Source organism: Aeromonas enteropelogenes (assembly GCF_020097295.1).
GTDB lineage: Bacteria > Pseudomonadota > Gammaproteobacteria > Enterobacterales > Aeromonadaceae > Aeromonas > Aeromonas enteropelogenes.
On the sequence record NZ_CP083625.1, the window covers coordinates 126,028 to 151,148 of the forward strand.

Genomic DNA, 25,121 nt, shown 5'->3' on the forward strand with positions numbered 1-25,121 from the left:
TCAGATGGACTGCTCTTCCCCGCCCATGGCGGCAAACAGCGCCGGGATGAACTGGGCCAGCTCGGCGGTCACCAGGGCGAAGTCGGCGTCCAGACGGGCGGCCGGATCCTCGCTGGTGATGTCATCGTTTTGCTCGCGCAGCTCTTCGCTGAACTTGAGGCGCTTGATGGAGAGATCGTCCCCCAGCACGAAGCTGATGGTCTCGCCCCAGTTGAGGGCCAGCTTGGTCACCAGCTTGTCGTTGGCCAGGTGGTTCTTGATCTCGTCGGTCATCAGATCCTGCTGCTTGCAGCGGATGATGCCGCCGTGCTCCATGGCGCTGCGCAGCTCGGCTTCGTCCTCCAGGGTGAAGGAGGCCGGCAGATTGCCTTCGTTCAGCCACTCGGTCATGGTGATCTCGGGCGGGTTCTTCAGGGCCACCGGCACCACCGGCAGGGAACCGATGGACTTGCGCAAGAGAGCCAGCAGATCGTCCGCCTTCTTGGCGGAGCCCGCATCCACCACCATCAGGTTGTCGGCAGGGTTTATCCAGGCAAAGGTCTGGCTGGTGCGGCTAAAGGCGCGCGGCAGCAGGGTGTGGAGGATCTCCTCCTTGAGCGCTTCCTTCTCTTTCTTCTTGAGGGCACGCCCCTGCTCGAACTCGATCGCCTCTACCTTCTCCGCCAGCATCTCCTTGACCACGGTACCCGGCAGCATTTTCTCCTCCTTGCGGGCACAGATGAGGATGTGACCGGAGGCGCTGTGGGTCAGGGTGGAACCGAATTTGCCAAGGGGCTTGACCCACCCGAAACGGGACATGTCCTGACTGCCGCACGGGGTGAAGGCGCAGGCCTCAAGCTGAGTCTCCAGCTGATCCACGGTCAGGTCAAAGGGGCGGGTAAAGCGATAAATCTGCAGGTTTTTAAACCACATGGCGTCCTCGGTCTCTAGATTGTCCGGCGGGCATTGTACTAGAGAGGCGCTTTGTGATCAGCCAATCATTCTCGCTAAATAAAGGACGATCGACGTCACAGGGAGTCATGTTCGCCCCCGACTCGATCGGCAAACTCCCCTAGACTGCGAATGTTTGAATTGTTAACAAGGATCAAAGCATGTTGCGGCCGAGTAGCCCGAAAGACATGGAAGAGATCGTCGAAATCTGGCTGCTGGCCTCCCTGCAAGCACACGATTTCGTCGATGCCTCCTGCTGGTGGCAGGCCCAGGAGGAGTTGCGTTCCCGCTATCTGGATCGTGCCCGCATCTGGGTGTTTGAGGAGCGCGGCGACTTGCTTGGCTTTATCGCGCTGGTGGATGACTACCTGGCGGCCCTGTTCGTACGCCCCGACCGGCAAGGGCGCGGCGTGGGTCATGCCCTGTTGCAGGAGGCCAAACGCCAGGGGGCTTCGCTGTATGCCAGGGTGTTCGTGGAAAACGAGCCGGCGGTGCGCTTCTATCGCCGTCACGGCTTCATGATCGAGGGCGAGGAGTCCGATCCCTTTACCGGCCACCCGCAATACCGGATGCGCTGCATACCCGCTTGACGCCAAGCTGGTGGCCAGTTTCCCTTGAAAAAAGCGAGGGGGATCCTCATCTTGTCTCCATCGGGTGCCGCTGGCACCGTCCCAGGATCCGGGTTGCTTTCTCATGAAAATCCTCCATACCGCCGACTGGCACCTTGGCCATCAACTTCATGGCCATGACCGCCGTTTTGAACACGATGCCTTCCTCGACTGGCTGACCGACACCCTCAAGGCACGCCAGATAGACGCCCTGCTGGTCGCAGGCGATCTGTTCGATACCGCCAATCCCCCCGCCAGCGCCTGGCAGCAGCTCTACCGCTTTCTGGCGCGGCTGCGGGCCGAGATGCCCAACCTCGACATGGTGCTGATCGGGGGCAACCACGACTCCCCTTCCAAGCTTGATGCCCCCCACGAACTGCTGCGGGCATTCGATCTGCATCTGGTGGGCAGCATCAGCCGAGACAAGGATGGCCAGCTTGAGACCGATCGCCTGCTGGTGCCGCTGCACGACAACGAAGGCAAGGTGGCCGCCTGGTGCGCCGCCGTGCCGTTTCTGCGCAGCAGCGATCTGCGGGTCGAACCGCTGGCCGAGGGGCAGGACAGGCTTATCGAGGGGGTGCGTCAGATCTATGCAGAAGTGCTCGCCGAGGGGCGCAAGCGCTGCGAACAGGATCAGGCCCTGATCGCCATGGGCCATGCCTATCTGGCGGCGGGCCAGCTCTCGGAATTGTCGGAGCGACGGGTGCTTGGCGGCAACCAGCACGCCCTGCCCGCCGACATCTTCACCGGCGCCGACTACACGGCGCTGGGCCACCTGCATCTGGCCCAGCGCCCGGCTGAAGGCGTTCACTACAGCGGCTCGCCGCTGCCCCTATCGCTGACCGAGACCGGCTACCGCCATCAGGTACTTGAGGTGACACTGGAAGCCGGCCAGCTCACAGCGGTAGAGCCCATCCCGGTGCCCCGCAGCGTCGAGATGATCCGCCTGCCCCAAGGTTCCCTTGACGAGGCACTGGCCGCCATCGACGCGCTTGAGTTGCCAGATCGTCCGCAGGAGGCGCAACCCTTCCTCGAGGTGCGGCTACTGCTGCCCAAACCCGAGGCCCGTATCCGCGAGCGCATTCTGGCGGCGCTGGCGGGCAAGCCGGTGCGCCTCGCCCGTATCAACACCCAGTATCAGGGGTCGGGACAGGGGCTGGCCGATGGTCGTGAGCGGCGCAGGCTGGACGAACTCTCCCCCACCGAGGTGTTTCGCCTCTGTTATCAACGCCAGTTTGAAGGTGAGCCCGAGGTCGGGCTGGTTGCCTCGTTTGAAGAGATCCTGGAGCAGGTGAAGGAGGCCGGCGCATGAAAATTTTATCCCTGTCAGGTGAAAATCTGGCCAGTCTGACCGGCCCCTTCACCATCGACTTTACCAAAGGGGCCCTCGGCGCCACCGGACTGTTCGCCATCACTGGCAACACGGGGGCGGGCAAGAGCACCTTGCTCGACGCCATCTGTCTGGCGCTCTATGACGAGATGCCGCGCTTTGTCGCCAACCGCAAGAACGTAGCCGAAGTGGGCCGCGCGGACGACGAGGAGAAACTCAAGGCCAACGACGTGCGCGGCATCCTCAGTCGCGGCCACGCCAGCGGCTTTGCCGAGGTCCAGTTTCGCGGCTGTGACGGTCGCACCTGGCTGGCCCGCTGGGCGGTGCGCCGGGCCCGCAACCGCGCCGAGGGGCGCTTTCAGGCCCAGGAGCGCAGCCTGACCGACGTCGAGTCGGGCCAGGTCTTCTCTGGCAGCAAGCGGGAATTGCAAGAGCGCATCGACGAGCTGGTGGGGCTCTCCTGGGAGCAGTTTCGCCGTGCGGTGATCCTGCCCCAGGGGGAGTTTGCCGCCTTCCTCAAATCCGATGCCAATGAGCGCTCCGCCCTGCTCGAGCGGATGACGGGCACCGAACTCTACTCCGCCATCTCCATCCAGACCTATGAACGGGCGCGGGAAGAGCAGCAGAAGCTCACCGCCATCGCGCAGCGCCTCGGCGACGTGGCGCTGATGGACGAGGCGACTCGTGAAGCGTGGATCGCTCGCCAGCTCACCCTCTCCACCACCCTCAAGCACGAACAGCAGCAGCGCCAGCTGATGCAGGATCTGCGAGAGCTGGATGGCCGCATCGCCGCCCAGTTGCAGGGGTGCCGCGAGGGGGAAGAGGCGCTGACAGCCGCCCAACAGGCTCACGATGCCGCAGCCCCCGAGCGTGAGGAGTTTGCCCGGGCCGAGCAGGCCCAGGTGGCCCGCGCCGATCACGACGAGCTGGCGCGCCTCACCCTGGAGGTGCAGCAACAGGAGAAGGTGATCGCCGAGCTTGGGCCGGAGCTGGACCGCCTCGAGGAACAGGCCAGACAAAATGCGCTCCATGAGCAGCAGTTGCTGGCGGACAAGATTGCCGCCGAACGCGAGTGGGGCGCCCTGCAACCCGAGCTCAAGCGAGCGCAGGAGCTCGACACCCGGCTGCTGGAAAAACAGCAGCAGTTGCAGAAGATCCAGCAGGAGGGAAGCCAGGAGCGCGAGGTGCAGCTCACCCTGGAGCAGAGCTGGCAGGAGCTGAGCCAACAGGTAGCCGCCCTCAAGAGCCAGTATCAGCAGTGGGGCGCCTGGCTCGAAGAGCACAGGGAACTGGCTCCCCAGGCTCGCCAGTGGCAACCCCTGCTCACCGCGATGCAGGATTGGGCCGAGTATGCCGACAAGCTGCAACAATTGCTGACCCTGCGTGAGCACAAGGTGCGTGCGCTGCAGCAGTTGCAACACCAGCTGGAGCAAGGCGGGCAGGAGCGTGACTACTGGCGCCGCGAGCAGGAGCGGCTGCAAAAATTGCAGGACGACCTGCAGGAGGAGCAGTGGGAGAGCCGCCTTGCCAAGGCGCAGGAGCAGTGGCAGCTGCAGACAGAACAGCTGGGCCAGCTGCGTCAACTGCTGGATCTCGCCAACTATGGCCGCAACCACGGCGAACAGCACGATCGCCTGCAGCAAGAAATTTCCCAGCTGGAACAAACTCTGACCCGGCTCGCCAGCCAGGGCCAGGAGCTGGCCCCCGCCCTGGAACGGCTGGCGGTGCAACGGGACGAGGCGCGCCACGCCCTGGAGCAGGCCCGCGCCGTGGCGAGCTTCGAGCAGTATCGCCACGTGCTGAGCGATGGCACCCCCTGCCCCCTTTGCGGCGCCGAGGAGCACCCCTACAGCCAGAGTCAGCCCCAGGTGGCAGGGATCCTGGGTCAGCTGGCGGAGCGAGCTCGCAGCCTGGAGCTGGAGTGGGAGCGGCTCAACCATCAATACATTCAGTGCGAGAGCGAGCGTCAGGAGCTGGCCCGCCAGCTGACTGTGCGCCAACAACACTTGCCGGAGCTGGCGGCGAGCTCCGAGCAGCTGACCCAGCACTGGCAACAACTCGGTGGGGAGGCGCTGCTCGGCCACCCCTTGCCGCTGCGCCAGAGCCCGGCCGAATGGGAGCACCTGCTGGACACCCTACTCGGTCGTGGCCAGGCGCTGGAACAGGGGCTGGCCCAGAGCCAGCAGACCCTGCGTCAGGCCCAACAGGGGCTGCAGCAGTTGCAGAGCATTCGCCAGCAACTCAGCCAGCTGGCCACCCGCCATCAACAATTTGATCAGCAGTGGCAGGAGGCCGACCGCCAGCGCATCGCCTGGGAAGGGGAAGTGAAGGCGATGGGCGAGCAGGAGAGCACCCTGCGCCAGCGCCTCGAACAGGGGGCCAACCGGCTCGACGAGCAGATGGGCGGCCAACCCTGGCGCCAGTGGCTCGGCAGTCAGCAGTGGCGCGAGTGGCAGCAAACCTGCGAGGCCTATCTGCACGGCCAGAGCGAGTGGGAGCGACTGGCCGGCGAGATTGCCAGCCTGACCCCGACCCTGAGTGCCCAGGAGGCCCGCCTGCAGACCCAGCGCGAGCGGCTGCACAAGCTGGAGCGTGACTATAAGGAGCACGAACAGCAGCGCCAGGGATTGCTGGCGAGCCGTGCGGCCTGCCTGGAAGGTGAAGGGATCCCCCAGGTCGAGGCTCGCTGGCAGGCGCGGTTGCAGCTGGCCGCCAGCCAGCTCGACGAGGCAGCCGGCGCCGGGCGCACCCTGCGGGAGCGACTGACCGAGCTCAAGACCCGCCTCGCCCATGTGGAGCAGGAAAAGCAGGTGAGCAGCCGCCGCAAACGCGAAGTGTTGGGACGCTGGGCTGCCCACGCCACTACTCTCGGCATCGCCGAATATGATCTGCGCCGTCTGCTGGCTATCGGCCAGGAGGAACTCAAGGCCCGCCGCGCCGCCCTGCAGTCACTGGACGATGCCTTGGCCGAGGCCCGTACCCGCCTCATCGAACGGCAACGAGCGCTGGCACAGGAGCAGAGCAAGCGGGAGCGTTATCAGGAACATCACCCCGAGTTGGCCGCCCTCACCGAGCAGGCACTCGGCGAACGGCTGGCAGCGCTGGAGAACCAGTGTCGCACCCTTGATGAGCAGCTGTTCGAGTGCCGCAGCACCCTGGCTCAGGCGGAGGCCGCCGCCCTCAAGGCGGGCAGCCTGCAAGAGGTGTTGGCGAGCCAGCAGGCGGTGGCGGATCACTGGCAGCAATTGTGCGATCTCATCGGCCAGGCCAACGGTGCCAAGTTCCGCACCTTCGCCCAGAGCCTCACGCTCGAGCGCCTCCTGCTGGAGGCCAACGCCCAGCTCGGCGAGCTGTCACCCCGCTACCGGCTGGAGCGGGTGCCCGGCACCGATCTGGCGCTCCAGGTGGTGGATCTCGACATGGGGGACGAGGTGCGCTCGGTAGATTCCCTCTCCGGTGGCGAGAGCTTCCTGGTGTCACTGGCCCTGGCACTGGCCCTCTCCAGCCTGTCGTCACGCCAGACCCAGGTCGAGTCGCTCTTCATCGACGAGGGGTTCGGCACCCTGGATCCGGACAGCCTGGATCTGGCGCTGGCCAGCCTCGACTCCCTGCAGGCCGCCGGTCGCCAGATCGGGGTCATCTCCCATGTACAGACCCTGGTGGAGCGGCTCGGGGTGCAGGTGAGAGTCGAGGCTCTCGGCGGCGGAGAAAGCCGGGTGATCGTGCCCTGACTGGCACCGCTTGGTCCCATCGGTAGCGGGATTGCATAGCAAAAGGCCCCGCCAAATGGCGGGGCCTTGTCGTTCATACCCACCGCGAGCGCCTTAGTCGAAACGGTAGGCCCCCATATAAAGGCTGCCCAGATCCCAGCTTTCGTGCAACCGGGCAGGGCTCTCCCCTCTGGCGGCCCCCAGCGCCACAAACAGGGGGCGCAGGTGATCGTCGTGGGGATGGGACTCCACCGCCCCGGGGGCCAGCCGGCGATAGTCGAGCAGCGCCTGCTTGTCCCCTTGCGCCATCATCTGCTCGAGCCAGCGGACAAACTCCCGGGCCCAGGGGGCCGTGGGGGAGTGATCCGGTCCGAGTGCCCTCAGGTTGTGGGTGATGGCGCCGGAGGCAAGGATGCCGATCCCCTGCTCGCGCAGCCGGCCCAGCGCTTCCCCGAGCTGCCACAGCTGCGCCGGGGTGAAGTTCACGGGGATGGATACCTGCGCCAACGGGATCTCGCTGTCCGGGTCTATCAGCGACATGGGTGACCAGACCCCGTGGTCCAGCTCCCGCCGCACGGCACTGGCCTGCCATCCGGCCACCGCCAGCTCGTCACCCACGGCCTGCTGCAGCCAGGCCGGGCTACTGGCAGGCCAGCGCATATGGTAGAGCGGCTCGGGGAAGCCGTAGAAGTCGTACATCAGGGCCGGAGCCGGCTCGACGTTGAGCTCCAGCTCGCGGCTGAACCAGTGGGCGGAGATGACCACCAGCCCCTTGAGCTCCCCCAGTCGCAGGGAGCTCAGGAAGCGGGTGGCGGGGCGATCCCGCAGCACCAGATCCGGGGCGCCGTGGGAGATAAACCAGACAGGGGCAAGGGACATGACAGTCACTCCAACAAGGTATCGGGTGGCGCCATTCACAAGGAATAACGCCGTTGGAGTACATTATCTGCCCACCATTTCAGGTTAACAATCAGGTGAAATGGATAAGCACTGTTTACCAATTATTGATAATCACCGGGAGCTAAAACCACGCTTCACTCTTGCCGCTCTGCGGGCAAGTGAGCATTTCGTTTATCGGTACCCCTCTCCCCCACAACCAGGAGACGGCTGGCCAGCCTGGTGGCCACTTGCTGATCCTGCCATTCCCGCCAGCCCAGTGTCAGCGCACTTTCGTGCCGTGGCACTCCGCTTAGCCAGCCTTGATTGTCTGGCCAAAAGCGCGTTGGCAGCACCTGCATCACCAGCAGGCTGGCCCCTAGCAGAAACAGCCCTGGCCCCGCCCATCCACTGTTTTTCATCCCGAAACCCTTCAGATGCCGACGAATGAACTAACATTCTTGCCCATGCGGGTGACAGGATGGTGACACTGAGCAAGTTGTCATTTTACAACATTTGCTCCCGAATCGGCCGCCAAGACACAGATGGAAACACTTGTCCCCTGTCAGCTCAGACCAGTAGGTGTATACCCTGAAAAGTGACAATCAGGAAAACGTTATCCCTGAAAAGAAAACGTTATCTGGTCAAAACGTTGTTTCTGGATCATAAAAAGAATCCAAAAACTGGTGTATATTGCTCGGCGGAAACTCCTTAACCATGAAGACTGACATGAAAAAGACCAAAATCGTCTGCACCATCGGTCCCAAGACCGAATCCAAAGAAATGCTGGCCAAGATGCTGGATGCCGGCATGAACGTCATGCGCCTGAACTTCTCCCACGGTGACTACGAAGAGCACGGTACCCGTATCAGCAACCTGCGTGCCGTGATGGCCGAAACCGGCAAGCAAGCCGCCATCCTGCTGGACACCAAGGGTCCCGAAATCCGCACCATGAAGCTGGAAGGTGGCAACGATGTCGCTCTGGTCGCCGGCCAGACCTTCACCTTCACCACCGACCAGACCGTGGTTGGCAACAAGGACAAGGTCGCCGTGACCTATCCGGGTTTCGCCAACGACCTGCGCGTCGGCAACCGCATCCTGGTTGACGACGGCCTGATCGGTCTGGACGTCATCGAAATCACCGAGCGCGAAGTTGTCTGTAAAGTGCTGAACAACGGTGACCTGGGCGAGAACAAGGGTGTCAACCTGCCGGGCGTATCCATCAAGCTGCCGGCCCTGGCCGAGAAAGACAAGCGCGACCTGATCTTCGGTTGCGAGCAGGGCGTTGATTTCGTTGCGGCTTCTTTCATCCGCAAGAAAGAAGACGTACTGGAAATCCGTGAGCACCTGAAGGCCCACGGTGGCGAGAACATCCAGATCATCTCCAAGATCGAAAACCAGGAAGGCCTGGACAACTTCGACGACATCCTGGCTGTTTCCGACGGCATCATGGTTGCTCGTGGCGACATGGGTGTAGAGATCCCGGTTGAAGAGGTGATCTTCGCCCAGAAGATGATCATCGCCAAGTGCAACAAGGCCCGCAAAGTGGTCATCACTGCGACCCAGATGCTGGACTCCATGATCAAGAACCCGCGTCCGACCCGCGCCGAAGCCGGCGACGTGGCCAACGCCATCCTGGACGGTACCGATGCGGTCATGCTGTCCGGTGAGTCCGCCAAGGGTAAATACCCGCTGGAAGCCGTGACCATCATGGCCACCATCTGCGAGCGCACCGATGCCGTGATGCCGTCCAACCTGTCTGCGTCCAACGACAGCAACAAGCTGCGCATCACCGAAGCCGTGTGCAAGGGCGCGGTAGAGACCACCGAGAAGCTGGATGCCCCGCTGATCGTGGTTGCCACCGAAGGCGGCAAATCCGCCAAGGCCATCCGCAAGTACTTCCCGAAAGCCTGGATCCTGGCCATCACCACCAACAAGAAGACTGCTGCCCAGCTGGTACTGACCAAGGGTGTCATGACTCACGTGGTTGACAGCATCGCCTCTACCGACGATTTCTATCGCATCGGTAAAGAAGTGGCGCTGGAGAGCGGCATGGGTCAGAAGGGTGACGTGGTTGTCATGGTTTCCGGTGCTCTGGTACCGAGCGGCACCACCAACACCGCTTCTGTTCACGTACTGTAATCCGTACCGAACTGCTGAAAACGGCGCCTGCGGGCGCCGTTTTTTTTATCTCTCCCCCTGCTTCCCTGACAAACCCGATGATAGAATCCACGCGGTTTTAATTTAAGCGGGATATCCCCCGTACATCGAGTAATAACCCGGAAGTTTTATGCTCTCAATACGATTGAAAAGAGCCTCGGCCACCCTGCTGCCGCTGCTCTGTCTACTCGCCAGCCTCTGCACTGCGCAGGCCATGGCACAAGAGGTTCCCCAGCGCGCCAGCGTCCAGCGTGCCCTGGACAGCCTGGGTAAATCCGAGACCCTCACCGTCTCGCAACAAGCCGATCAGAAATTTCTGACCGACACCCTCAGCCTGCTCGACAGCATCGACAAGGAAGAGGCGAAGGCCAAGGCCCAGGCTCAGCGGATCCGGGCACTTCCGGCCGAGATCCGCGACATCGGCGCCAAACTCAACGCCCTGAACGAGGGCAAGAGTGCGGAGCAGATCAAGAGCGAATACGCCAGCATGAGCCTGAACGAGCTGGAGAGCCGCCAGCCCGATGTGCTGGCGAACATGCAAAACGCCCAGGAAGCCCTCGGTGCCATCGCCAGCCAGCTCACCAACCTGCAGACACTGCCGGAGCGCGCCCAGACCAGCATGAGCCGGGTCTACCTGCGCAGCCAGGAGATCCGCAGCCGCCTCAATACCGGCGAGGGTGTCAGCAGTGCCGAGAAGATGAAACTCAATACCGAGCTGGCACTGCTCGAGTTGCAGCTGGCCAATCTGCAGAAGGAGCTGGACAACCGTACCAGCATGCAGGATCTCGCGATAAAACAGCGCGACTACCAGAGCGCCCGTCTCGCCAGCGAAGAGCAAAAGCTGCAACTACTGCAGGAGCAGAGCAGCGCCAAGCGCCTGGGTGACACCGAGAAAACCGCCGAGCAGACCGGCGAGCTGGTGGCCACCGAAGACAGTCCGCTGGTGCAAAGAGAGCAGGAGATCAACCACCAGCTCAGCCAGCAGCTGATCAGCGCCACTACCAACCTCAACTCGCTGGTGCAGAAGAATCTGCAGGCCAAGAGCTGGCTGGAGCGCGGCACCCAGACCGAACGCAACCTCAATGAACAGGTGCAGATGCTCAAGGGCAATCTGCTGCTCTCGCGCATTCTCTATCAGCTCTACCAGCAGCTGGAGGCGGCACCGACCGTCGCCGTCAAGAACCTGGAAGAGCAGATTGCCGACCTGCATCTGGCCCAGTTCGAGCTGAGCCAGCAACGCGACCAGCTGTTCCAGAAGAACCAGTATCTGGACAACCTCATCGCCCAGAGCCCCGATCCCGTCACTGCCGAAGACAGGGCCAGCCTTTCCAAGCTGCTCGATACCCGCATCAATCTGCTGGATCAGCTCAACCGCCAGCTCGACAGCCAGCTCACCAATGCCATCAGCCTGCAGCTGACCCAGCAGCAGCTGAGCCGGGTCTATGCCTCGGTCGAGTTTACCCTGCAGCAACATATCTTCTGGGTAAGCAGCAACAAGCCCATCGACGGCAAGTGGTTCATCAGCTGGCCAGCCCAGGCCTTCAAGCAGGCCTCCGACTGGGTGCTGAAACCTGACTGGAAGGGTTGGGGTGAAATGGTACTGCCCATTTCGCTGCTCTCCCTTCCCCTGATGCTGGTCGCCGGTCTGCTGATCTGGAAGCGCCCGACCCTGATCGAGCGCCAGAAGAAGATCGCCAAGGATCTCGGCCGCTTCCGCCAGGACAGCCAGTGGCATACCCCGGCGGCCCTCTTATATACCGTGCTGGAGCGCCTGCCGGGCAGCCTGTTCATCCTCGCCATCGGCCTGCTGCTGACCTACTGTGGTCTGCTCACGCCCAAGCTTATCTTCCAGATCACCCTGAACCTCGCACTGGGTTATCTGGTGTTCAGCGTCTACCTCTCCGTGATGCGTCCGGGCGGCATCGCCGAAAGCCACTTCCGCATACCGAAAGCCGAGCTGCAGGCCAAGCGCAACAGCATGCACTATCTGTGGCTGCCGCTGCTGCCCCTCATCATGCTGTCGACCAAGGCGGTAGTTGAACCCTCCACCCTTGGCAACGACGTGATCGGCCAGGCGCTCACTCTGGCGCTACTGGGCCTGACCGCCTATCTGGTCTTCCCCATCTCCCGCGCCCGCATGAAGGGCGAGACGAGCATGCAGAAGTCCATAGTCGCCATGGCTCTGGCGCTGGCCCCCGTGGCCCTGATCATACTGGTCGGTCTGGGCTACTACTACACGGCATTGAAACTGACCGGTCGCCTGATCGAATCCTTCTACATGCTCATCCTCTGGAGCCTGGTCTATCGCACCGCCCTGCGTGGCCTCGAGCTGGCGGCCCGCCGCCTGGCCTACCGCCGTGCCGTGGCCAAGCGGGAGCACAAGGCCCAAGAAGATGCGGAAGGGGGAGAATCCATCGAAGAGCAGCCCATGGATCTGGAAGAGGTCAGCCAGCAGTCCCTGCGTCTGACTCGCACCGTGCTGCTACTGATCTTTGGCGTCGCCTTCTACTGGCTCTGGTCCGATCTGGTGGCGGTCTTCGCCTACCTCGACAGCATGGTGTTGTGGCATCGCAGTGAAGGGACTGGCGCCAATGCAGTGCTCTTCCCCATAAGCCTGAGCGACGTGTTGATCGGTTTCCTCCTGCTGGGGGGAGCCTGGTCGCTGGCCCGCAACCTGCCCGGTCTGCTGGAGGTGCTGGTGCTCTCCAAGCTGAACCTGGCCCAGGGCACCGCCTACGCCATCACCACCATGCTCAACTATGTGCTGATCGGTGTCGGTTCTCTGACCGCTCTCTCCATGATGGGCGTCCAGTGGGATAAGCTGCAGTGGGTAGCGGGTGGCCTGTCAGTCGGTATCGGTTTTGGCATGAAGGAGATCCTCTCCAACTTCGTCTCCGGCATCATCATCCTGTTCGAGCGCCCGGTGCGGATCGGTGACACCGTCACCATCGGCAGCTTCTCCGGCACCGTCTCCAGGATCCGCATTCGTGCTACCACCCTGACCGACTTCGACCGCAAGGAAGTGATCATCCCCAACCAGCAGTTGATGACCGAACGGCTGATCAACTGGTCCCTGAGTGACACCATCACCCGCGTCATCGTGCGGGTCGGGGTGGCCTATGGCTCCGATCTCGAGCTGACCCGTACCCTGCTGATGCAGGCAGCCATGGAGAACAGCCGGGTGCTCAAGGATCCGGAACCCATCGTCTTCTTCCTCACCTTTGGCGCCAGCACTCTGGATCACGAGCTGCGCTTCTTCGTGAGCGAACTGGGTGATCGCAACCCGGCCATCGATGAGCTGAACCGCAAGATCGATGCCCTGTTCCGCGAGAACGGCATCGAGATCGCCTTCAACCAGATGGATGTCTACATCAAGAACATGCAGGGAGAGGAGCAGAAGCTGGAGTCCCACTCCAGCCTGCCGCTTGCAGAGCCCGGCCAGCAGCCAGCCTGATAATTCTTGCCGGCCATCCGATGACAAAAGCCGCTCACCCTGTGAGCGGCTTTTTTATGCCTGCTACAAGGCAGAGGGGGGCCACGGCAAGACCCCTTCCCAGTGTTCTGCACAAGGGGACAACCCATAGCTACAATGAGCCAGCCAGATGCGCTACCTCCCTTGGTAGCCTTCTGCTCACCCTATCAGGGTGCCTACGCCTTCCAGCCGCTTATGGATATGATGGCCGTTGCCAACCGTAGACCATAGGCCGCTGAGCGCTCACGTAGAACGTAGAGCAGTTATCAGTGCGATCTCCGGTTTCACACTCATGGCCTGGCTGATGAAATAACGCACTTCTCCTGTGCTGAAAGCGCCCTGCACCATAGAACAGCGGCCATAAAAAAACCGAAGCACAAGGCTTCGGTTTTTTACTGCAGTGGCTGGCACAGGCCAGCGCTGCATTATTTCTTGATGCGGATAACCGGGGTCTCGCCCACAACAACGGCACCAGTCATCTTCACCAGCTCTTTGATCTCGTCCATGTTGGAGATGACCACAGGAGTCAGGGTAGATTTGGCTTTCGCTTCCAGCACAGCCAGATCGAACTCGATGATGGTGTCGCCACGCTTGACCTGTTGACCTTCCTGAGCGATACGGGTGAAACCTTCACCTTTCAGCTCAACGGTGTCGATACCGAAATGAACGAACAGCTCGATACCAGAGTCGGATTCCAGAGAGAACGCATGGTTGGTCTCGAAAATCTTGCCGATGGTACCGTCGCACGGAGCAACCATCTTGTTGCCAGCCGGCTTGATGGCAATACCGTCACCCACGATCTTCTCGGCGAAGACAACATCGGGCACATCTTCGATCGGCACGATTTCGCCTGACAGCGGAGCAAAGATTTCGATGCCACCGGTATCAGAGCTATCGTCGGAAACCAGTTTCTTCAGTTTATCAAACAGACCCATAGTAAAGCTCCTAGAGATGATTTGTCGCTGTTTGCAGCCGATCTTAGCAGACTGCCTTCTGCTTAATAAAGTTATCTACACAGGCTTCGATTTCTGCGGCAGTGGCGAAGCTCAGTGCTTGGTCAGCCATCGCCTTCACATCTTCGAAGTTGGTGTTGCGGATAAGCTTCTTGATACGCGGTACAGAGATGGCGCTCATGGAGAACTCATCCAGACCCATACCCAGCAGCAGCAGGGTGGCACGCTCGTCACCAGCCAGTTCACCACACATACCGGTCCACTTGCCTTCGGCGTGGGACGCATCGATAACCATCTTGATCAGGGTCAGGACGGAGGGTGACAGCGGGTTGTACATGGCGGAGATCATCTCGTTACCACGGTCGACAGCCAGGGTGTACTGGGTCAGGTCGTTGGTACCGATACTGAAGAAATCCACTTCCTTGGCCAGATGATGAGCCATGACGGCAGCAGCCGGGGTCTCGATCATGATACCCACTTCGATGGCTTCATCAAAGGCTTTGCCTTCGGCACGCAGTTCGGCCTTCAGCGTCTCTACGGTAGCTTTGAGGCTACGGAACTCTTCGACGGAGATGATCATCGGGAACATGATGCGCAGTTTGCCGAAGGCAGACGCACGCAGAATGGCCCGCAGCTGGGCGTTCATGATGTCGGCGCGATCGAAGAAGATACGCACGGCACGCCAGCCCAGGAAGGGGTTCATCTCTTTCGGGAAATTCATGTACGGCAGTTCTTTGTCGCCGCCGATGTCCATGGTACGCACGATGATCGGCTGATCCGGCATCGCTTCGGCCACTTCTTTGTAGGCTTTGAACTGCTCGTCTTCGGTCGGCAGCGCATCGCGATCCATGAACAGGAACTCGGTACGGTACAGACCCACGCCTTCGGCGCCATTACGGATGGCACCCTCGGTATCCTTCACAGTACCGATGTTGGCGCACACTTCGACCTGGTGACCATCCAGCGTGATGGCGGGCAGATCTTTGAGCTTGGCCAGCTCGTCCTTCTCGGCCTGGAACTGGGCCTGGATCTCTTTGAATTTGGCCAGTTGTTCGGCAGTCGGGTTGATCACGATCTGGTTGTTGATCGCATCCAGCACCAGCACGTCACCGTTCTTGACACGCTCGGTGATGTCGTTGGTACCTACGATGGCCGGCAGCTCCAGGGAGCGGGCCATGATGGAGGTGTGGGAGGTACGGCCACCGATGTCGGTGACGAAGCCCAGCACGTACTTCAGGTTGATTTGAGCGGTTTCGGACGGGGTCAGGTCTTTGGCGACCAGGATAACCTCTTCGTCGATGGTGCTCAGGTTGACAACGGCGATGCCCAGTACGTTCTTGACCAGACGGGTGCCGATGTCACGGAAATCGGTGGCGCGCTCACGCAAGTAGGGGTCGTCCAGCTCGGCCATCATCTTGGCGTACTGTTCGATAACCTCGTAAATCGCCTTGTCGGCGGAAGCCTTGTTGTCTTTGATGAAGGATTTGATATCCCCTTCCAGCTCCTCATCTTCGAGCAGCATGATGTGACCTTCGAAGATGGCCTCTTTTTCCTCACCGAAGGTACGACCGGCCATCTCTTTGATGGCTTCCAGCTGGGCAGCTGACTTGGTGCGAGCTTCGAGGAAACGGTTGATCTCGGCATCAATCTGATCGGCAGAAATCTTGCCTTGATTGATAACGATCTCATCTTCTTTCAGAAGAAGCGCCTTACCGAATGCGATACCGGGGGACGCAAGAATGCCAGATATCATAATCCTTCCTATTAAAACGACTGTGGGGGAGGAATAAAGCTGGATTACTCCAGCTCGTCCATCAGGGCAACCAGCTTCTCAACGGCTTGCTGAGCATCCGGACCTTCGGCCTGGATGGTCACGTTGGTGCCTTTGGTCAGGCCCAGAGTCTGCAGCTTGAACAGGCTCTTGGCGCTGGCGGACTTGCCACCGGAGACCACAGTGATCTCGCTTTGGAATTCTTTGGCTTCTTTCACGAACTGAGCTGCCGGACGGGTGTGCAGGCCGTTTTCAGCAGTAATAACAACAGACTTCTCGTACATGGTTTCACCCCATATTATTGATATTTTTTGATGGATTGAGCGTTTATCAAACGATTCGCCCCACCGTGTCAGTATGGATATGTTGTAAAGTAACGAAAGCAGACCCGCAATGGTTTAATCCAGGTCAAGTTTCTGTGCAGTAATCGGTTTGTTGGCCGGTGTTTTTCCATTATCCGGCTGAAAGCCGCATCAGGACTGGCCTGAAATTAATTTATAACGAAAAATAACACTTTGTTACTTTGTGATACCTAGCCATCAAAAACCGCGTGACGCCGCACAGGATATGAGATTTATCACAGAATGTCTGCTTTTTTTGTCGCGGCAACGCTTGTTATTTTACCCCAAAAAATAAGGGTCGAGTGACGCTCCCTCGCGTCACGGCCAAGTGCAGAGTCTAGTCCATAACAAAACGGCGCTCCGAGGAGCGCCGTTGTTTTGAAAAGATCCGTACATTTACTGCTGCAGTTCCTGCTCGGTGAACACCCCGGCAAACAGGGCGCTGGAGAGGTAACGCTCCGCTGCGCTCGGCAGGATGACGACGATGGTCTTGCCTTCAAACTCCGGCAGTTCGGCCAGACGGCTGGCTGCGACCACGGCGGCGCCCGAGCTTATCCCTGCCAGGATGCCCTCCTCTTCCATCAAACGGCGCGCCATCTCGATGGCCTCGTCGCTGGTCACCTGCTCGACTCTGTCCAGCAGGGTTAGATCCAGGTTGCCCGGAATGAAGCCGGCACCGATCCCCTGGATCTTGTGGGGGCCCGGTTTGATCTCTTCACCCGCCAGTTTCTGGCTGATGACGGGAGATTCGGCCGGCTCGACGGCCACGGAGACCACGGCCTTGCCTTTGGTCTGTTTCAGATAGCGGGAGACACCCGTGATGGTACCGCCGGTACCGACGCCAGCCACAAACACATCCACCTCACCATCGGTGGCGTCCCAGATCTCGGGGCCAGTGGTTTTTTCATGGATTTCCGGGTTGGCCGGGTTTTCAAATTGCTGCAGCAGGACATATTTGCCCGGCTCGGATTCTAGGATCTCGTTGGCCTTGGCGATGGCACCCTTCATGCCGAGCGGCCCCTCGGTCAGTATCAGGTTGGCACCGAGTGCCTTGAGCAGCTTGCGACGCTCCAGGCTCATGGTGGCCGGCATGGTCAGGGTGATGGGATAGCCACGAGCAGCGGCCACAAAGGCCAGAGCAATACCCGTGTTGCCGCTGGTGGGCTCGATGATCTCCTTGCCCTTGGTCAGCACGCCGCGCTTCTCGGCATCCCAGATGAGGTTGGCGCCGATCCGGCACTTGACGCTGAAGCTCGGGTTGCGACTCTCGATCTTGGCCAGCACGCGGCCCTTGGTAACACGGTTGAGACGAACCAGCGGGGTGTTGCCTATGGTCTGGCTGTTGTCCTCGAAAATTTTGCTCATGGTGCTATCCCTGTGTTTGTTAAGGCGATGAAACAAGATTACCCTGTGGTTTCTGAATGAGAAGTGACGAATCGTTATAACAATATGTTATTACAACATATAGAGCTTATTCTCTCACTGAGTCCCGCCATCACCACGGGCCTCCCCTCGTCAAAGGATCGGACGCTATGGGATTTTCAGGAAGCAGCCACTATCTTGCCTCTGATGCACTGAGCATGGCGGTCAATGCCGCCATCGTGCTGGAGAAACCGCTGCTCATCAAAGGCGAGCCGGGCACCGGCAAGACGGTACTGGCCGAGGCGGTCGCCGACCATCTGGGCACTGAACTTATCGCCTGGCATATCAAGTCCACTACCAAGGCCCAGCAGGGGCTCTACGAATACGATGCGGTGGCCCGGCTGCGGGACTCCCAGCTCGGCGATCCGAACGTCGCCAACATCGACCACTACATTCGTCGCGGCAAGCTGTGGCAGGCCTTTACCGCCGACCAGCGCCCCGTGCTGCTCATCGACGAGATCGACAAGGCAGACATCGAGTTTCCCAACGATCTGCTGCTGGAGCTGGATCGCATGGAGTTCGACGTCTACGAGACCAGCGAGCGCGTCAGGGCCCGCCAGCGCCCCGTGGTCATCATCACCTCCAACAACGAAAAGGAGCTGCCGGATGCCTTCCTGCGCCGCTGCTTCTTTCACTACATTCGCTTCCCCGACAAGGCCGAGATGCAGGCCATCGTCAGGCTGCACTACCCGACCCTGAAGGATGCGCTGCTGGATGAGGCCATGGCGCTCTTCTTCGAGCTGCGGGATGTGGAGGGACTGCGCAAGAAACCCTCCACCTCGGAGCTGCTGGACTGGATCCGGCTGCTCTTGGCCGACGATATCGCCCCGGAGGCAATGCGCACCCGCGAGCCCGGCAAGCTGGTGCCCGCTCTCTATGGCGCCCTGCTCAAGACAGAGCAGGATCTGCATCTCTTTGAGAAGCTCGCCTTCCTGGCCCGCCGTGGTAGCTAGATGCTGATCGATTTTTTTACCCACCTGCGCCGCCACAAGCTTCCCTGCAGCCTGCGTGAACTGCTTGACCTGCACGCCGCCCTGGGGGCTCGCCTGGCCAGCGTCGACATGGATGACTTCTATTTGCTTGCCCGCACCCTGCTGGTGAAAGACGAGGCCCATTTCGATCGCTTCGATCGCGCCTTCGCCGAATACTACGACGGCCTGCAGACCACTCCCCTGTTGCCCGAAGCGCTACCCGACGACTGGCTGCGCAAGGAGTTCGAACGGCTGCTGAGCCCCGAGGAGAAGGCGTTGCTCAAGTCCCTCGGCGGACTCGACCAGCTGCTGGAGACCCTCAGCCAGCGTCTGGCGGAACAAAAGGAACGTCACGCCGGCGGCAACAAGTGGGTCGGCACCGGCGGCGGCAGCCCGTTTGGCCACGGCGGTTTTCACCCGGAAGGGATCCGCATGGGGGGAGAGGGACAGTACAGCCGGGCGGTCAAGGTGTGGGAGGCGCGCCACTACCGCAACTTCAGCGACGATTCGCCTTTGGGCCAACGGGCCATCCAACTGGCGCTGCGCAAACTCAGGCGCTGGGTGCGCCAGGGCAGCCCCGACGAGCTGGATCTCGACGACACCATCCAGAGCACGGCCAGGCAAGGCTGGCTCGATGTGAAGCTGCGCCCCGAGCGTCACAACGGGGTCAAGCTCTTGGTCTTTTTCGACGTGGGGGGCTCCATGGATGCCCACGTGGCCGAGGTGCAACGGCTCTTTTCCGCCCTACGCCACGAGTTCAAGCACCTGGAGTACTTCTATTTTCACAACTGCCTCTACGATTTTGTCTGGCAGGACAACGCCCGCAGGCACGAGGAGCGCTTCGACACCCTGCGGCTGCTGCGCACCTATGGCAGCGACTACCGGGTGATCCTGGTGGGGGATGCCACCATGGGTCCCTACGAAATAACCTGGCCCGGCGGCAGTGTCGAACAGTGGAACGAGGAGCCCGGCCAGGTATGGCTCGCCCGCCTGCAGCAGCATTTTCCCAAGCTGGTGTGGATCAACCCCACCCCGCGCCGGGAGTGGCTCTGGCACCCCTCCATCAAGCTAATGAACGAATTGATCGGCGGGCGCATGCACCCGCTGACCCTGGCCGGTCTCACCCAAGCTATCGACCAGCTGTAATGAACCTCTCTACCCGAACGGACAACAAGCCGGGAGTGCACCCGGCGAGGAGCAAAGATGACCCCTATCGTGATCAGTGGCTCAGGCCTCTATACCCCACCCTTTGCCGTCAGCAATGAAGAGCTGGTGGCCGCCTTCAACCAGTATGTGGATCTCTACAACGAGGAGAATGCCTCCGCCATCGACGCCGGCCAGCTGCCCGCCAAACAGCATTCGAGCAGCGAATTCATCGAGAAGGCCTCCGGCATCAAGAGCCGCTATCTGGTGAGCAAGGAAGGTGTGCTGGATCCCGACATTATGCAGCCATTGATGGCGGAGCGCCCCGATGACAAGCCCTCCATCATGGTGGAGATGGCGGTGGCTGCCGCCGAGCAGGCGCTGATCGCCGCCGGACGCGAGCCGGGGGAGATCGATCTGGTCATCGTCGCTGCCTCCAATATGCCGCGCCCCTACCCGGCGCTGGCCATCGAGCTGCAACACTATCTGGGGGCGAGCGGCATGGCCTTTGACATGAACGTGGCCTGCTCCTCCGCCACCTTCGGCATCAAGACGGCGGCGGATCTGCTGGCGGCAGGCACAGCCAAACTGGCGCTGGTGGTCAACCCGGAGATCTGCTCGGGCCACCTCAACTTTCGCGACAGAGACAGCCATTTTATCTTCGGCGACGCCTGCACCGCCGTGCTGCTGGAACGGGAGACCGATTGCAAGGTGGCCAACCCCTGGCAACTGGTGGCCAGCAAGCTGATGACCCAGTACTCCAACAACATCCGCAACAACTTCGGCTTTTTAAACCGGCTGAGCCCACGCACCCGCTACGGCGATGACAAGCTGTTTCGCCAGCAGGGGCGCAAGGTGTTCAAGGAGGTGCTGCCCATGGTGTGCGACCTGATCGCCGACCAGCTGGACGAGCAGGGTTGGAGGGCGGATGCCTTGAACCGGCTCTGGCTTCATCAGGCCAACCTCGCCATGAACCAGTTCATCGCCCGCAAGCTGCTGGGGCACGATGCCAGCCAGCAGGAGGCCCCGGTGATCCTCGACAGTTACGGCAATACCAGCTCTGCTGGTTCCATTATCGCGTTCCATCTGTACAATCGCGACCTTCCTTCGGGGGCCTGCGGCGTGCTTTGCTCATTCGGAGCCGGTTATTCCATCGGCAGCCTGCTGCTGCGGCGCCTGTAAAAAGGGGCCTGGCCCCTCATAACAATCATCCGTTGTTTGGGCGACATTATGCAGAAGATCACGGGGCGCTGTGCCCTTCACTATGGCGTGACACTGTCACTCTTTTGTCTCTACGGGCTGCAGGTCTGCCCGTTTCTCGAGAGCCTGACCCTGCCCCAGCTGGTCATGCCCACCCTGGTGGCCTTCACCTTCATGTTCGTCATGCGCAGCTGGCTGCTGCCACGCAGCCGCCTCACCGCCCGGGGGCTGGGCGGTTTCGGGCTCGAGGTCGGCTTCTTCCTGCTGGGCGCCCTGATGATCTCCACCTACAACGCCCTGGTGCACACCTTCCCACTGGAGAGTCATCTCAAGATCCTGCTGGGCATGACGACCTTGGGCTTTCTAGTGGCGGCGGACCTGACCCTGGCCCGGGACTGGCTCAGTGCCAAACAGCGGGAACAGCAGGGCGCCTTCGCCCTGAGTCATCCGTTGGCGATGCCGGTTTCGCGCAAACTCTCCCTGTTTGCCCTGGCGACCCTGACCCTGTTGGGAGCCGTCTTCTTCCTGCTGTTCAACAAGGATCTGGAGTGGCTGATCACGGTCGGGGAGACCTTGCCGCACCTCGCAGCCCAGCACTACATACTGCTGGAAATAGCCTTCGTGATGGCGGTGACTTTCGGCTATCTCTCCCTGATCATTCACGGCTATGGCCGCAACCTCTCCCTGACCCTGATGCACCAGACCCGCACCATGGCCAGGGTGCAGTGCGGCGATCTCAATGCCCGGGTGCCGGTTATCCGGGATGATGAGTTCGGTCTGATTGCCGCCAGCACCAATCAGATGATCGGGGAGCTGAAAGCGCGCCATGACGAGCTGCACCTGACCCGGGATGTGGCCATCCTGGGGCTCGCCTCCCTCGCGGAGACCCGGGACAACGAGACCGGCGCCCATATCATCCGTACCCAGCACTACGTCAAGGTGCTGGCCGAATACCTGAGCCATCACGAACGGGCCCGCTACCCGCTGGACGACGCCACCATCGATCTGCTGTTCAAGTCGGCCCCCCTGCACGATGTGGGCAAGGTGGGCATTCCCGATGCCATCCTGCTCAAGCCGGGCAAGCTGACTGACGAGGAGTTCGCCATCATGAAGCGCCACCCCCAGATAGGCGCCGATGCCCTGGCGAGCGCCGAGGCCCAGCTCGGCTCCAACTCCTTCCTGCACCTGGCGCGGGAAATTGCCCTCACCCATCACGAGAAGTGGGATGGCAGCGGTTATCCGAGCGGCCTGGTCGGCGAGGCGATCCCCCTCTCCGGCCGACTGATGGCAGTGGCGGATGTCTACGACGCCCTCATCTCGAAGCGGGTCTACAAGCCCGCCTTCAGCCATGAGGAGGCGAAGGCGATCATCGTCCGGGGCCGCGGCAGCCATTTCGATCCTGCCATCGTCGATGCTTTCCTCGCCTGTGAGGCAAATTTCCAGCAGATTGCCGCCCGCTTTCAGGACAGTCACTGACAAAGGGGCCGCCAACATGGCGGCCCTCCCCTCAAGCGTCATTCCCCTTTCGCAGCCGCCATAATCCCCTTCATTCACTACGGTTGATGGCCCTCAGAGGCGCGCTAACGTTTTCCTCCCTCACACACAACCAGCTGATAAATATATTATTTTTAAATAATGTGTCATTTTTTGGTCATTTGGACCCGAGAATTATGGAACCTGGATCACAAGGCGATATAAAAGTGACGATATGGGGCCGAAGGAGCCAATCATGACTGCCAATCAGAGCCAGGTTTGTTATCATCCCTGAATCTTTATCACCTGCCGCCGGTCACAAAAGAATACCCATGTACACACAGTTCTTCGGCCTCTCGGAACCTCCGTTCTCCATTTCCCCCAATCCAAAGTACCTCTATATGAGTGAACGCCACGGCGAAGCCCTGGCTCACCTCACCTACGGATTGCAGGATGGGGGCGGCTTCGTGCTGCTGACCGGCGAGGTGGGTACCGGCAAGACCACAGTCTCCCGCTGCCTGTTGCAACAGCTGCCGGAGGAAACCGAGATCGCCTACATCCTCAACCCCTCCCTGACCGAACGGGATCTGCTGGCCGCCATCTGCGACGAGTTCCAGCTTGCCTATGGGGAAGAGGCCGGGATCAAGGCGTTATTCGACCTCATTCGCGATCACCTGCTGGCCAACCTGGCGGCGGGCAAGCGCAGCGTGGTACTGGTGGACGAGGCGCAGCACCTGCTGCCCGGTGTGCTGGAGCAGCTGCGCCTGCTGACCAACCTCGAAACCGACGACAAGAAGCTGTTGCAGGTGGTGTTGATAGGCCAGCCGGAGCTGCAGCAGATGCTGCGTCAGCCCCTGCTGCGCCAGCTGGCCCAGCGCATCACCGCCCGTTACCACCTGTTGCCGCTCTCCGCCACTGACGTGGATGCCTACGTCAGGTTCCGCCTGCAGGTGGCCGGTTGCGTGCAGCCCATCTTTACCCCGGGTGCGGTCCAGACCCTGCATCGCCTGAGCGGCGGCGTGCCCCGCCTCATCAACCTCATCTGCGATCGTGCCCTGATCGCCGCCTTCGCCCGCGCCAGCTACAAGGTCGCCCCTGCCGACATCAGCCAGGCGGCCTTCGAGGTGACCGGTGTACGGGACGAAGGGAGCTGGCTCTCGGGGCTGACCGTGACCCTGGCCGGCGCCCTGCTGGTGGCTGCCGGCTGGTGGGGCTGGCAATTTTTCGGCGTTTTTCCCGAACGCCCAGTGGTCAAGGTCGAGGTGCCAGTCACCATAGACGAGACCGCCGAGCAGCAGGAGCAGCTGACCGAGGCAATCAACCAGGCGCTCGATCCCGACAGCGCTATGCAGAATCTCTACCGGGTATGGGGATATGAACCCGAACTGGACGACGCCACCTGTGCCAATGCCCCCCGTGCCGGCCTGCGCTGCCAGGAGGGGGAAGCAAGCCTCGAGGAGCTGCGCGCCCTGCAGCACCCCGCCATGATCACCCTGACCGACGAGACCGGCGGGATCTACTACGCCACCCTGGTGACCCTGGGTCCCAAGCAGGCCAGCCTGATGATCGGCGATCAGAGCTGGGAGGTAGAGCGCCAGTGGCTCCAGGATAACTGGGGCGGCAGCTACACCCTGTTGTGGCGCATGCCCAAGGGTGGCGTGGGCCTCATCAGCAGCAACGCTGGCCAATCCCAGCTCCAGTGGCTCGACAACGCCCTGAGCCGCGCTCTGCAGCAACCGGAACGCAAGGTGCGCCGCTTCGATGGCGAGCTCAAGCAAAAACTGCAGCAGTTCCAGCGGGATCAGGGGCTGACCCCGGACGGCATCGCCGGCAGCAATACCCTGCTGCGTCTCAACGCCCTCTCCGGCGAGCCCATGCCCAGACTGGAGGAGGCCTCCTGATGTCTACCCTGCTCAAGGCGCTGCGCCGCGCCGAACAACCGGCCATCCCGGCCCATATCCCCGCCATGGGGCTGCCGCTACCCCGGGAGGAGGAGCGTCACCCTCGCCGCATCGGCTGGCTGCTCGCACCGCTGGCCCTGCTGCTGGGCGCCGGCGCCAACTATGGCTGGCACCTGCTGCACAACCGCCCCATCGAGGAGAAGGTCGAGGTAAAGGAGGTGGTCAGGCCCCCCTTCGTGCGAGTCGAGCCCAAGGCGATGATCACCCGACCACTGCCGCCTCCCTTGCCGGAGCCCGTGGTGCAGCAACCCAGGGTGGTGGCTAAAAATAGCAACCCGGCCCCGAGTCTGGCCGAACAGTTGCTGCGCGCCCTCAATGAGACACCGCTGCAGGAACCCCGGGCCAGCGGGCCAGCGGTCGCTCCGAGCCAACTGATGAGCCTGAATGCGGCGCCGCCCGCGGTGCGCCAGCAGGTGCCGCCGCTGATGTACGGCTCCCATGTCTTCTCCTCCAACCCGGCCAAACGCACCGTGCTGCTCAATGGCCGTGAATACCGGGAGGGAAGTGACCTGGCGCCCGGCGTGCGCCTCGCCGCCATCGCGCAGGAGTACATAGTGCTGGATGTGGGCGGGCAGAGCGTCACCCTCAAGGCACTGCAGGACTGGCATGGTTAGCAGGGTGATGAAGCAAACCGTTCACCCCGGGTCGCGGGTCTGTGATATGAAGAGGATGCCAAACGGGTCACAACTGACAACCCCTGACGCCTGGCGTACAAGTGGCGCCGTGTCTCCTTGCGACGAAATGATTAAATACTCACCTGTATGCATACGCCTGTTGTGTCATGCAAACGGGCCGTTCAC

At 61.3% G+C, this 25,121-nt stretch carries 17 protein-coding genes; 11 read left to right on the top strand and 6 right to left on the bottom strand.

The window, feature by feature from the left end; all coding sequences use genetic code 11:
* Positions 1–912: a recombination-associated protein RdgC gene (rdgC, locus tag LA321_RS00585; RefSeq protein ID WP_026456883.1), complete on the bottom strand. Its 912-nt coding sequence runs from the start codon at positions 910–912 to the stop codon at positions 1–3.
* A 179-nt stretch (positions 913–1,091) separates the two neighbouring features.
* Here rdgC and LA321_RS00590 point away from each other — a divergent pair, with 179 nt between their 5' ends.
* From LA321_RS00590 to LA321_RS00600, 3 genes are all read left to right on the top strand, one after another.
* Positions 1,092–1,520, top strand: a complete 429-nt coding sequence (locus LA321_RS00590) for a GNAT family N-acetyltransferase (RefSeq protein ID WP_026456882.1) — start codon at positions 1,092–1,094, stop codon at positions 1,518–1,520.
* A 103-nt stretch (positions 1,521–1,623) separates the two neighbouring features.
* A complete protein-coding gene (locus LA321_RS00595) occupies positions 1,624–2,850 on the top strand; it encodes an exonuclease SbcCD subunit D C-terminal domain-containing protein (RefSeq protein ID WP_042072988.1) in 1,227 nt (408 codons plus the stop codon).
* Entirely contained in the window at positions 2,847–6,599 is a 3,753-nt protein-coding gene (locus tag LA321_RS00600) for an AAA family ATPase (protein ID WP_042072990.1), read from the top strand. The genes LA321_RS00595 and LA321_RS00600 overlap by 4 nt, the downstream gene beginning before the upstream one ends.
* Before the next feature lie 93 nt (positions 6,600–6,692).
* Here the strand turns inward: LA321_RS00600 and LA321_RS00605 are convergent, their stop codons facing one another.
* On the bottom strand, positions 6,693–7,457 hold the full coding sequence (locus tag LA321_RS00605) for a DODA-type extradiol aromatic ring-opening family dioxygenase (protein ID WP_042072992.1): 765 nt from the start codon (positions 7,455–7,457) through the stop codon (positions 6,693–6,695).
* Between the two features lie 726 nt (positions 7,458–8,183).
* On the opposite strand from LA321_RS00605, the gene pykF reads away from it, so the two are divergent.
* The gene (gene pykF / locus LA321_RS00610) at positions 8,184–9,596 is read left to right on the top strand and encodes a pyruvate kinase PykF (protein WP_042027715.1); all 1,413 of its coding nucleotides are present in this window, start codon (positions 8,184–8,186) and stop codon (positions 9,594–9,596) included.
* A gap of 148 nt (positions 9,597–9,744) precedes the next feature.
* On the top strand, positions 9,745–13,068 hold the full coding sequence (mscK, locus tag LA321_RS00615; protein WP_042072996.1) for a mechanosensitive channel MscK: 3,324 nt from the start codon (positions 9,745–9,747) through the stop codon (positions 13,066–13,068).
* 443 nt (positions 13,069–13,511) lie between these two features.
* Here the strand turns inward: mscK and crr are convergent, their stop codons facing one another.
* The 4 genes from crr to cysK all read right to left on the bottom strand — a co-directional run bounded on the left by crr (position 13,512) and on the right by cysK (position 17,516).
* Positions 13,512–14,021, bottom strand: a complete 510-nt coding sequence (gene crr, locus LA321_RS00620) for a PTS glucose transporter subunit IIA (protein ID WP_026456550.1) — start codon at positions 14,019–14,021, stop codon at positions 13,512–13,514.
* A gap of 43 nt (positions 14,022–14,064) precedes the next feature.
* A complete protein-coding gene (gene ptsI / locus LA321_RS00625) occupies positions 14,065–15,792 on the bottom strand; it encodes a phosphoenolpyruvate-protein phosphotransferase PtsI (RefSeq protein ID WP_042027718.1) in 1,728 nt (575 codons plus the stop codon).
* Between the two features lie 44 nt (positions 15,793–15,836).
* A complete protein-coding gene (locus LA321_RS00630; RefSeq protein ID WP_026457936.1) occupies positions 15,837–16,094 on the bottom strand; it encodes an HPr family phosphocarrier protein in 258 nt (85 codons plus the stop codon).
* A gap of 453 nt (positions 16,095–16,547) precedes the next feature.
* Complete coding sequence (gene cysK, locus LA321_RS00635; RefSeq protein ID WP_042072998.1) at positions 16,548–17,516, bottom strand: cysteine synthase A; 969 nt, start codon at positions 17,514–17,516, stop codon at positions 16,548–16,550.
* 167 nt (positions 17,517–17,683) lie between these two features.
* On the opposite strand from cysK, the gene LA321_RS00640 reads away from it, so the two are divergent.
* The 6 genes from LA321_RS00640 to exeB all read left to right on the top strand — a co-directional run bounded on the left by LA321_RS00640 (position 17,684) and on the right by exeB (position 24,935).
* Positions 17,684–18,526 carry an AAA family ATPase gene (locus LA321_RS00640; RefSeq protein ID WP_042072999.1) on the top strand — a complete coding sequence of 281 codons (843 nt, stop codon included), beginning with the start codon at positions 17,684–17,686 and terminating at the stop codon, positions 18,524–18,526.
* Positions 18,527–19,690 carry a vWA domain-containing protein gene (locus tag LA321_RS00645; protein ID WP_042073001.1) on the top strand — a complete coding sequence of 388 codons (1,164 nt, stop codon included), beginning with the start codon at positions 18,527–18,529 and terminating at the stop codon, positions 19,688–19,690.
* Positions 19,691–19,747: 57 nt separating this feature from the next.
* Entirely contained in the window at positions 19,748–20,869 is a 1,122-nt protein-coding gene (locus tag LA321_RS00650) for a beta-ketoacyl-ACP synthase III (protein ID WP_042073003.1), read from the top strand.
* Positions 20,870–20,917: 48 nt separating this feature from the next.
* Positions 20,918–22,363, top strand: a complete 1,446-nt coding sequence (locus LA321_RS00655) for an HD domain-containing phosphohydrolase (RefSeq protein WP_042073368.1) — start codon at positions 20,918–20,920, stop codon at positions 22,361–22,363.
* Between the two features lie 329 nt (positions 22,364–22,692).
* Positions 22,693–24,261, top strand: coding sequence for an ExeA family protein (locus LA321_RS00660; protein ID WP_042073004.1), 1,569 nt, complete (start codon positions 22,693–22,695; stop codon positions 24,259–24,261).
* Complete coding sequence (gene exeB / locus LA321_RS00665; protein ID WP_042073006.1) at positions 24,261–24,935, top strand: GspB family T2SS assembly factor variant ExeB; 675 nt, start codon at positions 24,261–24,263, stop codon at positions 24,933–24,935. The genes LA321_RS00660 and exeB overlap by 1 nt, the downstream gene beginning before the upstream one ends.
* Positions 24,936–25,121: the final 186 nt, after the last annotated feature.

Coding starts and splice junctions, on each gene's coding strand:
- pykF (WP_042027715.1), top strand. CDS start 8,184: ATGAAAAAGACCAAAATCGTCTGCACCATCGGTCCCAAGACCGAATCC.
- exeB (WP_042073006.1), top strand. CDS start 24,261: ATGTCTACCCTGCTCAAGGCGCTGCGCCGCGCCGAACAACCGGCCATC.
- LA321_RS00630 (WP_026457936.1), bottom strand. CDS start 16,094: ATGTACGAGAAGTCTGTTGTTATTACTGCTGAAAACGGCCTGCACACC.
- LA321_RS00590 (WP_026456882.1), top strand. CDS start 1,092: ATGTTGCGGCCGAGTAGCCCGAAAGACATGGAAGAGATCGTCGAAATC.
- LA321_RS00640 (WP_042072999.1), top strand. CDS start 17,684: ATGGGATTTTCAGGAAGCAGCCACTATCTTGCCTCTGATGCACTGAGC.
- LA321_RS00595 (WP_042072988.1), top strand. CDS start 1,624: ATGAAAATCCTCCATACCGCCGACTGGCACCTTGGCCATCAACTTCAT.
- ptsI (WP_042027718.1), bottom strand. CDS start 15,792: ATGATATCTGGCATTCTTGCGTCCCCCGGTATCGCATTCGGTAAGGCG.
- LA321_RS00645 (WP_042073001.1), top strand. CDS start 18,527: ATGCTGATCGATTTTTTTACCCACCTGCGCCGCCACAAGCTTCCCTGC.
- LA321_RS00650 (WP_042073003.1), top strand. CDS start 19,748: ATGACCCCTATCGTGATCAGTGGCTCAGGCCTCTATACCCCACCCTTT.
- LA321_RS00600 (WP_042072990.1), top strand. CDS start 2,847: ATGAAAATTTTATCCCTGTCAGGTGAAAATCTGGCCAGTCTGACCGGC.
- mscK (WP_042072996.1), top strand. CDS start 9,745: ATGCTCTCAATACGATTGAAAAGAGCCTCGGCCACCCTGCTGCCGCTG.
- LA321_RS00660 (WP_042073004.1), top strand. CDS start 22,693: ATGTACACACAGTTCTTCGGCCTCTCGGAACCTCCGTTCTCCATTTCC.
- crr (WP_026456550.1), bottom strand. CDS start 14,021: ATGGGTCTGTTTGATAAACTGAAGAAACTGGTTTCCGACGATAGCTCT.
- cysK (WP_042072998.1), bottom strand. CDS start 17,516: ATGAGCAAAATTTTCGAGGACAACAGCCAGACCATAGGCAACACCCCG.
- LA321_RS00605 (WP_042072992.1), bottom strand. CDS start 7,457: ATGTCCCTTGCCCCTGTCTGGTTTATCTCCCACGGCGCCCCGGATCTG.
- LA321_RS00655 (WP_042073368.1), top strand. CDS start 20,918: ATGCAGAAGATCACGGGGCGCTGTGCCCTTCACTATGGCGTGACACTG.
- rdgC (WP_026456883.1), bottom strand. CDS start 912: ATGTGGTTTAAAAACCTGCAGATTTATCGCTTTACCCGCCCCTTTGAC.